Below are 13,766 nucleotides of genomic sequence, written 5' to 3' on the forward strand. Positions count from 1 at the left end.
TGATCACGGTGGGTATCGACGGCCTGAGCTGCGAAGGAAAAGTTGGGATCGCTCCGGGGGACATCGGGTTTGTCGTGGTCGTCGTCGTGGTGGTCGGCGCCGTGGTGGTCGTCGTGGTGGTGGTCGGCGTCGTGGTGGTCGTCGTGGTGGTGGTCGGCGTCGTGGTGGTCGTTGTGGTCGTGGTGGTTGTCGTCGTGGTGGTGGTTGTGGTGGTCGTCTTGGTCGGCGCCGTGGTGGTGGTGGTCGGCGTCGTGGTGGTCATGGTGGCGGTCACCGTCTTGGTCACCGACGCGGGGGTGGGGCGACCATGGGCAAGCTGGATGATGCCGAAAATGATCAGCCCGATCAGGACCGCGATCAACACGCCCCAACCCGCCAACGCCAGGGGCTTGCGCCACCCCGGGGTGGGTTCGGGCGGTGGCTGTTGGCCGTAGCCGCCACCTTGGTCGCCGTAGCCGTAGTTGCCGTACGCGGTTGGATCACCGGCGCCGTAGTCCGGCGGATCGTGCCTTGTCACGGCCGCTGATGGTAGCCGCTGCGGTCAGCCCGACCCCGCAGCAACGCGGTTCGTTACCGGACGGTAGCCCAATTGCGTCTCTAGCCGGTCGGCCTGGGCATTGATGGCTAGGGCAGGTGGGGCGGCAGGGTGATCGTCGTCGGCACTCCCGGGATGGTGATCACAGACGGCAGCGGCGGCAGATGCGGGAAGCGATGCGTCGGGGGATGCGTGGGTTGTTGGGGTGGAGGCTGGACCCGGGGGGTGGTGGCCGGCGCGACCGTCGTCGTCGTGGTGGTCGGCGGGGTTGTGGTGGTCGTCTCGGCGGTGGTGGTCGACGTGGTGGTGGAAGGCGTCGTCGTGCTCGGGTTGCCGGTGCCCTGCCGGTCGCTGATCAGCTCGATGATGCCTTAGACGATCAGCGCGATCAGGATCATGACCAGCAGTGCCCAGCCGGTCAGCGTCACCGGATTGCGATACCACGGCTTGGGCTCGGACTCCGGCTTCTCCTGGTCGTAGCCCTCAGCGGATGCGAACTGCTCGGACGGATTGGGGGAATCGGGGCCTGGCGGGGCCTGCGGGGGTGGGGGGCCGGCCGGCGGCCTTCCGCCCGCTGGGTAGCCGCCGTATTGGGTCGGTTGGCTGTGGAAGTCGTCAGGTGGGCCGTAGCGTGCCACGGAACCGATGGTACTGACGCCGCGGCGCCAGTCAGGTCAGAACGTCTCTACCTTGTCGATGCTGACGAACATGCCGTGCCCGGTGCCGTTGTTCTGGAAGCGGGTGCCGTCGGTGGTGGCGGTGATGATCCAGCCCTGCGCGTCATAGGTCTTGTAGTCGATGGTGACGGTCGGGATCGCGCCGAGGTTGCCCAGCACCCACTGCACGTTGCCGGCCGAGGTGATGTGCACACCGTTGGCGTGCTCCCCGTCCTTGATAGGGGAATTGGTGAACGGCGCTTCGCAGCCCACGCTGTCGTGGTTGATCTGGCAGCGTGTCTGGCCGGATTTGGTCTCGATGAAGACATAACCGTTGTCGTCGGGCGGCAACGGGATGGCGCCGGCGGGCGAGGTCGGGCTGGCCGGAGACGTGGGCTGGCTGGGTGACGTGCTGGTCGGCGGCGACGTCGTTGGTCGGCGCGTCGGAAAAGACGGCTCGGTTGGCCCCGCTCCCGGAGTAGCGATCGGCTTGCCGTCGATGGTGGCGTCGCACCCGGCCGCCAGCACAGCAGCAGCCGACAGGGCCAGCAGGCCCCACCGTGTTTTTTGCGGTAAACGCACGCGTTACTCCCCGAGAAATCCAGATATCAGAATTCAGATTACGCACGAGCGAACGCAAGCCACCGCAGTGACGCACCTTGGGACCAGCCCATCATTGCGACATCAGCTCCGAGGCCCGTCGGGTAGCCGCGACAATACCCTGGTAGCCGGTGCAACGACAGAAATTCCCGGACAGGCCTTCACGTATCTGCTCGTCGGTGGGATTGGGAATTGCGCGCAACAGGGCGGTTATCGACACGACGAAACCAGGGGTGCAAAAGCCGCACTGAAGTCCATGGCACTCCCGCAAAGCCGACTGCACCGGCGAGAGCTCGCCGTCAGCTGACCCGATACCCTCCACCGTCGTCACCTCGGCTCCGTCCGCCTGCACCGCGAACAGCAGGCACGAGCGCACGGCTTCGCCACCCACCAACACCGTGCAGGCGCCGCACGCCCCGTGCTCGCAGCCCAGATGGGTACCGGTGAGTCCGCACTTCTCCCGCAGAAAGTCGGCCAATGTCATCCGCGGTTCGACCCTGGCGGCAACGCGACTGCCGTTGACTGACAACTGGACTGATCGTTCATGCATGGGCGGTCTCCGCGTTCGCTTCCTGGACGGCCCGCGATCAGGCGCGGGCCGTCCAGACCGCACCCACCTGGGCGCGGTAGGACGCTGACCCCTGCAGATCGGACGCAATGTCATCCAGGCCGGACATGGCGCTCTGGCCGATCTGCTCGGGTACCAGCTCGTCGATCGGCTTGCCGAGTACGGCCGCCTCCGCCGCCGTCGCCCGCCGAGGGGTAGGGCCCAGGCCGAGTAGCCCTATCGCGCAGCGCGATACCCGGTGCTCGTCGTCGAGTTGGACGGCGACCGCCGCGCCGGCGATCGCAAAGTCGCCGTGCCGGCGCGAGAATTCCCGCATCGCGAAGCCGGACTTGCCCGTCCAGGTGGGAAAGCGGACCCCGGTGAGCACCTCATCGGGCTCCATCGCGGTCTCCCAGAGCCCGGTGAAGAACTCCGCTGCGGGGATGTCGCGGTGTCCGCGCGGTGACAGCACCTCCATGACCGCATCCAGGGTGAGCGCCACCGTCGGGTATTCGCCCGCGGCATCGGCATGCGCGATCGAACCACCCAACGTGCCTCGGTTGCGGATCTGAAAGTGCCCGATGTAGGGGGTTGCCCGGGTTAGTAGCGGAACCGACTGGTGCACTTGGGAATTAGTCCCCACCTTGCTGTCTGGCGTCCCCGCGCCGATCCACAGTTGATCGTCACGGAGCTGGATCCCCTGCAGTTCCCCTAACCGGGAAATGTCGATGAGATGGTCGAAGAAGGCCAGGCGCATCGACAGCATTGGCACCAGGCTCTGCCCGCCCGCCAGAATCTTGGCGTCCTCACCCAATTCGGCCAGGAGGCCCACGGCTTCCTCGGCCGTATCGGGGCGGTGATAGTCGAACGACGCCGGCTTCATCGGGACGCTCCGGCCAGCAGCGAGGCCACCGATGCGGGGCTGGCCGGCAACCGGGTGACGGTCACCCCCAACGGTGCCAGGGCGTCGTTGATGGCGTTGATGACCGCAGGCGCGGAACCGATCGCCCCGCCTTCGCCGGCGCCCTTGTAGCCGCCCGGCCCCGGGCCGGGTATTTCGACGTGGCCGTACTCGATCGGTGGGACCTCGGTGGCGGTCGGCAGCAGGTAGTCGACAAACGTGGTGGCCAGGGGGTTTCCGTCGTCGTCGTAGGCGAGGTTTTCCATCAACGCGCCACCGATGCCCTGCACCGTGCCGCCGGCGATCTGGCCCTCTACCACCGCGGGGTTGATCATCGGTCCCACGTCTTCGCTGACCACGTAGCGCTGCAACGTGACTTTGCCTGTCTGGGTATCGACTTCGCAGGTGCAGGCGTGTGTTGCGTTGGCCCAGTGAATGGGATTGGGCGACTTGAACCGAGCGGTCCCCTCCAACTCGGTCGATATCGTTGACGGCAACTGCTGCGGCGAGTAGTAGGCGGTATAGGCCAGCTCGCCAAAGGTCACCTGCCTTGCCGGATCGCCGCGCACCGCTGCTTTCGAATGCGCCAACTCCACTTCGGATTCGGCCACCTCGAGGTGGTGCGCGGCCAGCGCCACGATCTTCTCGCGCAGGATCTTTCCCGCTTCGTTGACGGCTCCGGCGGTCATCGGGCCGCTACGGGAGCCTTGGGTCCCGGCGCCGTAGGGCGTGATCGCGGTATCGCCCTGGATCGTGGCCACGTCATCGATTTCGGCGCCGAGCGCGTCGGCGGTCAACTGAATGACGGTGTTTTCCAGGCTGTTTCCGCTTGACCCGCCGTTGACGTAGACGTTGACCTTGCCGGTCGGTTCCATGCGAATTGTGGCCCCTTCGGTGGCCAGATGGCCGGTGGCGGCGCCGGTTGGCTCGATGTAGGCCGAAAGCCCGAGACCGAGGTAGCGGCCGTGTGCCAGCGCCTCTCGCTGTTCGCGACGAAAGCCTTCGTAGTCAAGGATTTTCACGGCCTGTTCGAACGTCTCGATCGGGGCGACGTGGTCGTAGGTCATGCCGTTGGGGTTGACGTAGGGCATTTCTTCGCGCCGCAGCAGATTGCGCCGGCGCAGTTCGATCGGATCGATACCCATCTTGCGGGCCGCGATGTCGAGAAGGATCTCGCGCGCCAGCGTTTCGTATTGCCAGGGACCTCGGTAAGCGGCCAACCCGCTGGTGTTGGAGAAGACCGTCTTGTAGCTGAAGCTGGCTTTGGGTATCCGGTATGGCCCAGGGAAGAACATGCCGATGGCGGCGGTGGTCAACACCGGGTACGGCGTCGGATACGCGCCGATGTCCATGATGAAGTCGACATCGGCCGCCTGGATGTTGCCGTCGCTGTCGAAGGCCATCCGTGCGGTGCCGTCAACGTGGCGGGCTTGCCCGGCCGACATCAGGTTTTCGCGCCGATCCTCGATCCACTTCAGCGCCCCGGGTACCTTGCGGGCCGCCAGCATGATGCACATGTCCTCGCGCATCGGGACGACCTTCTGGCCAAAGCCGCCGCCGGTATCGCGCATGATGACTCGAACCCGTTGTGCGGCCATGCCTAACAGGCGTGCGCAGAATGCCCGGAGCTCATGGGGCGTCTGGGTGGAAGCCCAGAGGGTGAGTTCTTCGGAGGCGGGCGCCCATTCGGCGACCAGCCCGCGGGTCTCGATCGGCACCGGCGCGTACATCTGCTGGTAGATGTTCTCGGTCACGACGCACGGCGATGTGGCGAAGGTCTGCTCGTCGGGCGGCGCCCCGGCCAGGCCACCCGCGACATTGTCGGGGTAGCTCTCGTGCACCAGCACATCCGACGATTGGGCTCGGGTGAAATCGGTGATCGCGGGCAGCGGTTCGTAGTCGATGTCGACGAGCTCGATCGCATCCTCGGCGACATAGCGGCTCTCGGCGACGACCAGGGCAATTGGGTCCCCGGCGAATTTCGCGTCCCGCTCGGCCAGCGGCGGTCGGGGTGTGTCCGCAACATCCCTGCCCGCGACGGCGTGCCAGGCCTCCTTGACGTCTGCGTTGAGGTCGGCCGCGGTGAATACCGCGTGCACGCCGGGTAGGGCCAGTGCCGCGGTGGTGTCGATGCCGTTGATCCGGGCGTGGGCGAAGGGGCTGCGGACGAAGCAGGCGTGCAGCATGCCGGGCCGCGAGATGTCGTCGACGAAGCTGCCGTGACCGGTCAGCAGCCGGCCGTCTTCAACGCGCGGTACGCGGGTCCCCGCGTACCGGGGTGCGGGGGCCTCTTGCATGTCCTGGGTCATGCCGCTCCGTCCGATTGTCGCCCAACGAGAAGCTCAATGTCGTCATAGGAGAGTACCGTTATCTTAGTCGATAGTCGCCATTGCGCGTGCCGTCGCAGGTTGGGGGCGCGATGACATCATGGGCGGTGTGGTGGTGATCGGAGTTGATAGTCGCCGGCGATGTGCGAGCTGACCCGCGTCGTAGCGGTGTTGCTGGCCGCGGGGGCCGGCCGGCGCTACGGGAAGCCGAAAGTTCTGGTTGAGGGTTGGCTGGAGACCGCGGTGGCCGCGCTGCGCGGCGGCGGTTGTGCCGATGTGGTGGTGGTGCTGGGCGCGGCCCCGGCGGCCGTTCCATCGGGCGTCACCGCCGTCACCGCCCCGGATTGGCAGCAGGGCCTGAGTGCGTCGGTTCGCGCCGGCTTGGTGCAGGCCGACCGGATGAAGGCCGATTACGCCGTATTGCACGTGATCGATACACCCGATGTCGATGCGGCGGTAGTAGCACGAGTTGTTGGTCGTGCGTTGGGATCAAGTAGCGGTCTGGCGCGGGCGTACTTCGGGGATAGCCCCGGCCGCCCCGTCGTTATCGCCCGCCGTCACTGGCCGGAGATACTGGCCCGCATGACCGGCGACCATGGCGCGGCCGCCTACCTGGCTGCCCGGCGAGACGTCGAAAACGTTGACTGTCTTGATCTGGCCAGCGGCAGCGACATTGACCGACCCGTCTGACCTGGTTCGTGGGCGCTAGCCGCCGCCACCGGCGGGGCTGGCGTGATTGGGGTCTGGTTGCGGGCTCGGAAGGGACGCGCGCTCGGCTTGCCGGGCCGCAAGCAGGGCGTAGAACTCGGCCTCAGCGGCTTGATACCGTTCCGCTGCGCACTTCACGGCCTGCACGAACGAGCCATGAAACTCCGCGGCATGGATGCTGAGCACCCGGTAAGCCTGGGCGCACTCGGAAAACAACGACGCAATGGCTGCCGAAACCTCATCTTCGGCGGCGGCGACCACGCTCGTGATCGCTGGCGCCGCCACCACATTGGCCGCGCCCAGCGCCGAGCCGATGCGCTCCATCTGCGTCGCCGCCCCCACCAACATCTCCGGCGTGGCAACCACAAACGACGTAACGATCTCCCGTCGATCATGTCGAAGAAATCACGATAGGTCGCCAGTTAGCCGATGGCGCCGCGGGCGCTCGCGTTCTTGCCAAGGTCAAATATTCCCCGCGCCGTCGGTGGGCGCGGCTTCGGCGTTGCGGGGATGCCCGGGTCTACCGGCGGTGGCCACGACGGACGTGCGGCTGGTGGAGCCCAGCGGGCATCACATGGGTAAACCGGTGTGACCACTCTCCGGCTGGGCCGGTTCGAGGGTATCGCGGGCGGCCACTTTTACCCGGTTTCGAACCAGATACCAACCGCCGATCAGCGCGGGGACACCCACCAAGATGGCGGCCAGCATCCAGCGACCGTAGACCTCGTCGAACAGCATCAGGATCAGCACGCTGGCGAGGAAAGCCAGCGTGATCCAGCCGCTGTAGGGAGACCACGGCATCCGGAAACTCGGCCGCTGCAGCACGCCGCTGGTGGTCAACCGGTGGAAGCGCAGCTGGCAGGCAACGATGGTGGCCCAGGCCGCGATCACCCCCGTCGCAGCGATGTGCAGCACGATCTCGAAGGCCTGACTGGGTTTGACGGCGTTGAGCACGATGCCCAACGTGCCGATCCCGGCGGTCAGCAGGATTCCGCCGTATGGCACCCCATTCTTCGACATCGGCGCGGTGAATTTAGGGCCACTGCCGTTGATGGCCATCGATCGCAGGATCCGGCCCGTCGAATACAAGCCGGCGTTCAGGCTCGAGAGGGCCGCGGTGAGCACGACGAGGTTCATCACGCTGCCCGCACCCTCAATTCCGACCTTGGAAAAGAACGTCACGAACGGGCTGACGTGTTCACGGTAGGCGGTGTAGGGCAGCAGCAGGGCCAGCAGAACGGTCGACCCTATATAGAACAGCCCGATGCGGAACACCACCGAGTTGATCGCACGCGGCATGATCTTCTCGGGGTCGGCCGCCTCTCCGGCGGCGGTGCCGACCAATTCGATGGCGGCATAGGCGAACACCACCCCCGAAGTGACCAGCACCAGCGGCACCAGGCCGGTCGGCAAGAATCCGCCGTGGCTGCGCCACAGCCCTAGCCCGGTCTCCTGACCGTCGACGTGGTAGCGCCCCGCCAGGAAGATCGACCCGATGATCACGAATATCACCAGCGCGATCACCTTGATCAAGGCGGCCCAGAATTCCAGCTCGCCGAAGAGCTTGACCGAGATTAGGTTCATCAACAACACGCTCACCAGCGCGACCAGCGCCAATGTCCACTGCGGGACGAATTGCAGCGCTTTCCAGTAGTGGCAGTAGTGGGCGATCGCGGTGGTGTCCACGACCCCCGTCATGGCCCAGTTCAGGAAGTACATCCAGCCCGCGACGAAGGCCACCTTCTCGCCGAAGAATTCGCGGGCATAGGACACGAAAGATCCTGACGAGGGGCGGTGCAAGACGAGTTCGCCCAGCGCTCGCAGGATCAAGAAGACAAAGAAGCCGCAGATCCCGTAGACCAGGAACAAGCTGGGCTCTGCGGATGCGAGCCGACCGCCCGCGCCGAGGAAGAGCCCGGTCCCGATCGCCCCGCCGAGCGCGATCATCTGCAGCTGGCGGTTCTTGAGGGACTTGTGATAGCCCCTGTCTTCGCGGGTGAGTCTCGCGGTCGCGGCGGTGTCTAGCGGTGGCATCAAGCTCCTGCTGTCATGGCTCCCCGGAACGCGTCGACGCGAACACCCCCAAGCAACGGATGGGTGTCAGGCTAGCGCACGATTGCGCTGATGGCCCAGCGTTAACCAGCGCGGAACATTTCGCCATCTGGGCTCACTCCGACCCATGCGCTGCGGCGGGCCGGATGGGGGAGTACGTACCCCCGGGAACAAGACGCGAAGGACCGGCGTTAACATGTTCGACAAGTTGAGCGAACCATACTCAACCTTGAGGTTGACAGCCTTGCTGCGGCCGGAGCAGGCTTGAGCGGGGTTCACTCAGCATAGTGCAGTAACAAGATCTACCTACTCAGGAGGAATCACTATGGCTCGTGCGGTCGGTATCGACCTCGGGACCACCAACTCCGTCGTCGCGGTTCTAGAAGGTGGCGACCCTGTCGTCGTCGCCAACTCCGAGGGCTCTAGGACGACTCCGTCCGTCGTGGCGTTCGCTCGTAACGGGGAAGTGCTGGTCGGCCAGCCCGCCAAGAACCAGGCGGTGACCAACGTCGACCGGACTATTCGCTCGGTCAAGCGCCACATGGGTGGCGACTGGTCCATCGAGATCGATGACAAGAAGTACACCGCGCCGGAGATCAGTGCCCGCGTGCTGATGAAGTTGAAGCGCGACGCCGAGGCCTACCTCGGTGAGGACATCGCCGACGCGGTGATCACCGTCCCGGCGTACTTCAACGACGCCCAGCGTCAGGCCACCAAGGATGCCGGTCAGATCGCCGGCCTCAATGTGCTGCGGATCGTCAACGAGCCGACCGCGGCCGCGCTGGCCTACGGCCTGGACAAGGGCGAGAAGGAACAGACCATCCTGGTCTTCGACCTCGGCGGCGGCACCTTCGACGTCTCCCTGCTGGAGATCGGCGAGGGTGTGGTTGAGGTGCGCGCCACCTCGGGTGACAACCACCTGGGCGGCGACGACTGGGACGACCGCGTTGTCGAGTGGCTCGTCGACAAGTTCAAGGGCACCAGCGGCATCGACCTGACCAAGGACAAGATGGCCATGCAGCGGCTTCGGGAAGCCGCCGAGAAGGCCAAGATCGAGCTCTCGAGCTCGCAGAGCACCTCGATCAACCTGCCCTACATCACCGTTGACGCGGACAAGAACCCGCTGTTCCTCGACGAGCAGCTGACCCGCGCCGAGTTCCAGCGCATCACGCAAGACCTGCTTGACCGCACCCGCAAGCCGTTCCAGTCGGTCATCGCCGACACCGGCATCTCGGTGTCCGACATCGACCACGTGGTGCTCGTCGGCGGCTCGACCCGTATGCCGGCGGTCACCGAACTGGTCAAGGAGCTCACCGGCGGCAAGGAACCCAACAAGGGCGTCAACCCCGATGAGGTGGTTGCCGTGGGCGCCGCGCTGCAGGCGGGTGTGCTCAAGGGTGAGGTGAAAGACGTTCTGCTGCTGGACGTCACGCCGTTGTCGCTCGGTATCGAGACCAAGGGTGGCGTGATGACCAAGCTGATCGAGCGCAACACCACGATCCCGACCAAGCGGTCGGAGACCTTCACCACCGCCGATGACAATCAGCCTTCGGTGCAGATCCAGGTGTATCAGGGTGAACGCGAGATCGCCGCGCACAACAAGCTGCTCGGGTCCTTCGAGCTGACCGGCATCCCGCCGGCCCCGCGCGGTGTGCCCCAGATCGAGGTCACCTTCGACATCGACGCCAACGGCATCGTGCACGTCACGGCCAAGGACAAGGGCACCGGCAAAGAGAACACCATCCGAATCCAGGAAGGCTCGGGCTTGTCCAAGGACGAGATCGACCGGATGATCAAGGACGCCGAGGCGCACGCCGCCGAGGACCACAAGCGTCGCGAGGAAGCCGACGTCCGCAACCAGGCCGAGACGCTGGTCTACCAGACGGAGAAGTTCGTCAAGGAACAGCGCGAAGCCGAGGGCGGGTCCAAGGTTCCCGAGGACACGCTCAACAAGGTGGATGCAGCCGTGGCGGAAGCCAAGTCGGCGCTGGCCGGCACCGACATTTCCGCAATCAAGTCGGCGATGGAGAAGCTCGGCCAGGAGTCGCAGGCGCTGGGGCAGGCCATCTACGAAGCCACCCAGGCTGACGCGGCGGCTGCAGGCGCACCCGGCGGCCAACCCGGCGGTGCCGAGCCCGGCGCCGACGACGTGGTGGACGCGGAGGTGGTCGACGACGACCAGGAGTCCAAGTGAGCGAGGGTAATCCACAGGAACAGGTAACTGTTACCGACAAGCGGCGGGTCGATCCCGAGACGGGTGAAGTCCGGCACGTCCCTCCCGGCGATACGCCGGGAGGGACGCCTCCGGCGGGCGCGGACAGTTCGGCCGCCAAAGTCGCCGAGCTGACCGCCGATCTGCAACGCGTGCAGGCTGACTTCGCCAACTACCGCAAGCGGGCGTTGCGCGATCAGCAGGCCGCCGCGGATCGGGCCAAGGCGTCGGTGGTCAGCGAATTGCTGCATGCCGTTGACGACATCGAACGGGCGCGCAAACACGGAGACCTGGATTCCGGTCCGCTCAAGGCGGTCGCCGACAAGATGATGAGTGTGTTGACCGGGCTGGGGCTCAAGTCGTTTGGCGCCGAGGGCGAGGACTTCGACCCCGTGCTCCACGAGGCCGTGCAACACGAGGGCGACGGCGGGCAGGATGCCAAACCGGTGATCGGCACCGTCATGCGTCAGGGCTACCAGCTCGGTGAGCACGTGTTGCGAAACGCGCTGGTCGCGGTCGTCGAAACGATTGCCGACTACACCTCCGAGGCGGGATCCACTCAGCAGCCGGCCGATAGCGGCGAAGCCGGGCGACCCGACACCGCCGATAACGCCGACGCCCCAGCTGAATAGGGCCCAGAATCAGGACGACAACAAAAAATGGACATGAAGGTAAGGAGGTGACGCGGCATGGCCCAGCGTGAATGGGTCGAGAAGGACTTCTACAAGGAGTTGGGCGTCTCCTCCGACGCCGCACCTGAAGAGATCAAGCGGGCGGCTCGCAAGCTGCTCGCCGAGAATCATCCCGACCGCAACCCGGGGAACAAGTCGGCCGAGGACCGCTACAAGGCGGTATCCGAGGCCAAAGAGGTGCTCACGGATCCGGCCAAACGCAAGGAGTACGACGAGACTCGTCGGCTTTTTGCGGGAGGCGGATTCGGGGGCCGCCGCTTCGACACGGGTGGCTTTGGCGGCTTCACAGGGGGGCCCGCATATGGCTCCGACGGCGCCGAGTTCAACCTCAATGACTTGTTCGACGCCGCCGGCCGGTCCGGGGGCACCAACATCGGCGACTTGTTCGGCGGCCTGTTCGGACGCGGCGGCAGCGCTCGTCCGAGCCGGCCTCGCCGCGGCAACGACCTGGAGACCGAGACCGAACTGGACTTCGTGGAGGCAGCCAAAGGCGTGGCGATGCCACTGCGGCTGACCAGTCCGGCGCCGTGTACGAACTGCCACGGCAGTGGCGCGCGGCCGGGTACCAGCCCGAAGGTGTGTCCCAACTGCAACGGTGCCGGTGTGGTCAACCGCAACCAGGGCGCGTTCGGTTTCTCTGAACCTTGCACCGATTGCCGGGGAAGCGGCTCGATCATCGAGCACCCCTGCGACGAGTGCAAAGGCACCGGCGTCACGACCCGCACCCGCACCATCAATGTGCGGATTCCACCCGGCGTGGAGGACGGGCAGCGGATCAGGTTGGCCGGGCAGGGCGAGGCCGGGTTGCGCGGTGCACCGTCGGGAGATCTCTATGTCACCGTGCACGTGCGGCCGCACAAGGTCTTCGGCCGTGACGGCGATGACCTCACCGTCACGGTTCCGGTCAGCTTCACCGAATTAGCTTTGGGCTCAACGCTTTCAGTGCCAACGCTGGACGGTAGCGTCGGTGTCAAGGTGCCGCAGGGCACCGCGGACGGGCGCATCCTGCGGGTTCGCGGGCGTGGTGTGCCCAAACGCAGCGGCGGTAGCGGCGACCTGCTCGTCACGGTCAAGGTGGCCGTCCCGCCGAATTTGGAAGGGGCCGCCAAGGAGGCGCTGGAAGCCTACGCGGCGGCTGAGCGGTCCAGTGGGTTCGATCCCAGGGCCGGTTGGGCAGGTAATCGCTAGATGGCTAAGAACTCGAGAGAAGGGGAAGCCCGAACGTTTCTGATTTCGGTGGCGGCGGAGCTGGCCGGAATGCACGCGCAGACGCTGCGCACCTATGACAGGCTCGGTCTGGTCAGCCCGCGCCGGACAACCGGTGGCGGGCGCCGCTATTCGGAACATGACGTCAATCTGCTGCGTCAGGTTCAGCAGCTCTCTCAGGAAGAGGGGGTCAACCTCGCTGGCATCAAGCGCATCATCGAGCTGACCAACCAGGTCGAGGCGCTGCAGTCGAGGTTGCAGGAAATGGCCGACGAGCTCGAGACGATGCGGGCAAAGCAGCGCCGCGAGGTGGCGCTGGTGCCCAAGAGCACGGCGCTGGTCGTGTGGCAGCCGCGCCGGCCCCGCTGAGCCGGCCGCCCGCCACACCCCGGCGGGTTACGGCCCGGTGCCGGTATTGAAGAACCCGGAGAGGTTGGATCCGGTATTGAAGAAGCCCGAGATGTAGGCTGCGGCGTCTTTGACCTTGCTGGTGTTGAAGAAACCCGAGACGGTGTTGCCCACGTTCACCAGGCCCGATTGCAGGTCGCCGAAGTTGTAGACGCCCGAGGTCTGGCTGCTTCCGGAGCCGAACGGATCCATGCTGCCGTTGAGGAAACCCGAGTCGTAGGCGCCGATGTTGCCAAGCCCTGACGTGAAGCCTTTACCGGAGTTGAAGAATCCCGACGAGTCGTTGTTGGTGAAGTTGAAGAAGCCCGGCGCCGGGTCCATGTCGACCGCGATATTCAGTGGCCTGCCATCGAAATTGATGGTGGTATTGAGAGCCGGGGGACCCACGGTGAAGTTCTGGCTGGACCCGCCGATCTGGATGCTCGGGATCGTGATCGGGGGGATGTCGAAGGAATACGGGAACGGGTAGTTGAACTTGATTCCGAGGATCTTGTACGAGTAGCCGTACTTTCCGGAGATGGTGAACGAGGAAATGTCGAAGCTGTGGATGGTCGTTCCGCCGACGTCGAGGCTGATCGGTGTCTGGAAGTTGGCATAAATATCCAGTTCCACGGGCAGCGTCGGGATATTGAGCGTGTAGTTGAAGCCCAGTTGGCCTAGCTCGTCGCCCCTCAACAAGAACCCGTTGTTCATGCTGCCGGAGTTGAAACCACCGGTGTTGATATCGCCGAGGTTCGCAATTCCGGTGTTGGTGTCGCCCACATTGAAGTAGCCGGTGTTGCCGACACCGGTGTTGAACGAGCCGGTGTTGATGTCGCCGGCGTTGAGGTTGCCGGTGTTGTAGCTGCCCGCGTTGGCTACGCCGGTGTTGGCGATGCCGGAGTTGAACATGCCCGTGTTGGCGGCGCCGGTGTTCCCGACG

The 13,766-nt window shown here is 65.4% G+C and carries 12 protein-coding genes and 2 pseudogenes; 6 read left to right on the forward strand and 8 right to left on the reverse strand.

Annotation, left to right across the window (positions count from 1 at the left end; genetic code table 11):
- Positions 1–8: 8 nt before the first annotated feature.
- Complete coding sequence (locus G6N41_RS10535; RefSeq protein WP_198967306.1) at positions 9–434, forward strand: hypothetical protein; 426 nt, start codon at positions 9–11, stop codon at positions 432–434.
- Between the two features lie 190 nt (positions 435–624).
- Here G6N41_RS10535 and G6N41_RS10540 read toward each other — a convergent pair.
- The 5 genes and pseudogenes from G6N41_RS10540 to G6N41_RS10560 all read right to left on the reverse strand — a co-directional run bounded on the left by G6N41_RS10540 (position 625) and on the right by G6N41_RS10560 (position 5,548).
- Positions 625–1,173, reverse strand: a pseudogene (locus G6N41_RS10540) (hypothetical protein).
- Between the two features lie 36 nt (positions 1,174–1,209).
- Positions 1,210–1,773, reverse strand: coding sequence for a hypothetical protein (locus G6N41_RS10545; protein ID WP_011738891.1), 564 nt, complete (start codon positions 1,771–1,773; stop codon positions 1,210–1,212).
- Between the two features lie 91 nt (positions 1,774–1,864).
- Positions 1,865–2,341, reverse strand: coding sequence for a (2Fe-2S)-binding protein (locus G6N41_RS10550; RefSeq protein WP_198967307.1), 477 nt, complete (start codon positions 2,339–2,341; stop codon positions 1,865–1,867).
- 37 nt (positions 2,342–2,378) lie between these two features.
- Complete coding sequence (locus G6N41_RS10555; protein ID WP_198967308.1) at positions 2,379–3,221, reverse strand: FAD binding domain-containing protein; 843 nt, start codon at positions 3,219–3,221, stop codon at positions 2,379–2,381.
- Positions 3,218–5,548, reverse strand: coding sequence for a xanthine dehydrogenase family protein molybdopterin-binding subunit (locus tag G6N41_RS10560; protein ID WP_198967309.1), 2,331 nt, complete (start codon positions 5,546–5,548; stop codon positions 3,218–3,220). The genes G6N41_RS10555 and G6N41_RS10560 overlap by 4 nt, the downstream gene beginning before the upstream one ends.
- A 159-nt stretch (positions 5,549–5,707) precedes the next feature.
- Between G6N41_RS10560 and G6N41_RS10565 the strand changes: the two genes are divergently transcribed.
- A complete protein-coding gene (locus G6N41_RS10565) occupies positions 5,708–6,256 on the forward strand; it encodes a nucleotidyltransferase family protein (RefSeq protein ID WP_198967310.1) in 549 nt (182 codons plus the stop codon).
- Between the two features lie 15 nt (positions 6,257–6,271).
- Here G6N41_RS10565 and G6N41_RS10570 read toward each other — a convergent pair whose 3' ends face one another.
- On the reverse strand, positions 6,272–6,640 hold the full coding sequence (locus G6N41_RS10570; protein WP_231608921.1) for a PE family protein: 369 nt from the start codon (positions 6,638–6,640) through the stop codon (positions 6,272–6,274).
- A 204-nt stretch (positions 6,641–6,844) separates the two neighbouring features.
- Complete coding sequence (locus tag G6N41_RS10575) at positions 6,845–8,308, reverse strand: amino acid permease (protein ID WP_198967311.1); 1,464 nt, start codon at positions 8,306–8,308, stop codon at positions 6,845–6,847.
- A gap of 343 nt (positions 8,309–8,651) precedes the next feature.
- On the opposite strand from G6N41_RS10575, the gene dnaK reads away from it, so the two are divergent.
- From dnaK to G6N41_RS10595, 4 genes are read left to right on the forward strand one after another with little or no spacing between them, the layout of a single operon-like run.
- Positions 8,652–10,520, forward strand: coding sequence for a molecular chaperone DnaK (gene dnaK, locus G6N41_RS10580; protein WP_020731635.1), 1,869 nt, complete (start codon positions 8,652–8,654; stop codon positions 10,518–10,520).
- Positions 10,517–11,170, forward strand: a complete 654-nt coding sequence (gene grpE, locus G6N41_RS10585; protein WP_198967312.1) for a nucleotide exchange factor GrpE — start codon at positions 10,517–10,519, stop codon at positions 11,168–11,170. The genes dnaK and grpE overlap by 4 nt, the downstream gene beginning before the upstream one ends.
- 57 nt (positions 11,171–11,227) lie before the next feature.
- On the forward strand, positions 11,228–12,418 hold the full coding sequence (gene dnaJ / locus G6N41_RS10590; RefSeq protein ID WP_198967313.1) for a molecular chaperone DnaJ: 1,191 nt from the start codon (positions 11,228–11,230) through the stop codon (positions 12,416–12,418).
- A complete protein-coding gene (locus tag G6N41_RS10595) occupies positions 12,419–12,805 on the forward strand; it encodes a heat shock protein transcriptional repressor HspR (RefSeq protein ID WP_198967314.1) in 387 nt (128 codons plus the stop codon).
- A 27-nt stretch (positions 12,806–12,832) separates the two neighbouring features.
- On the opposite strand, the pseudogene G6N41_RS28430 reads toward G6N41_RS10595, so the two are convergent.
- Positions 12,833–13,762, reverse strand: a pseudogene (locus G6N41_RS28430) (pentapeptide repeat-containing protein); the annotation flags it as partial.
- Positions 13,763–13,766: the final 4 nt, after the last annotated feature.

Source organism: Mycobacterium shottsii, from assembly GCF_010728525.1.
GTDB lineage: Bacteria > Actinomycetota > Actinomycetes > Mycobacteriales > Mycobacteriaceae > Mycobacterium > Mycobacterium marinum.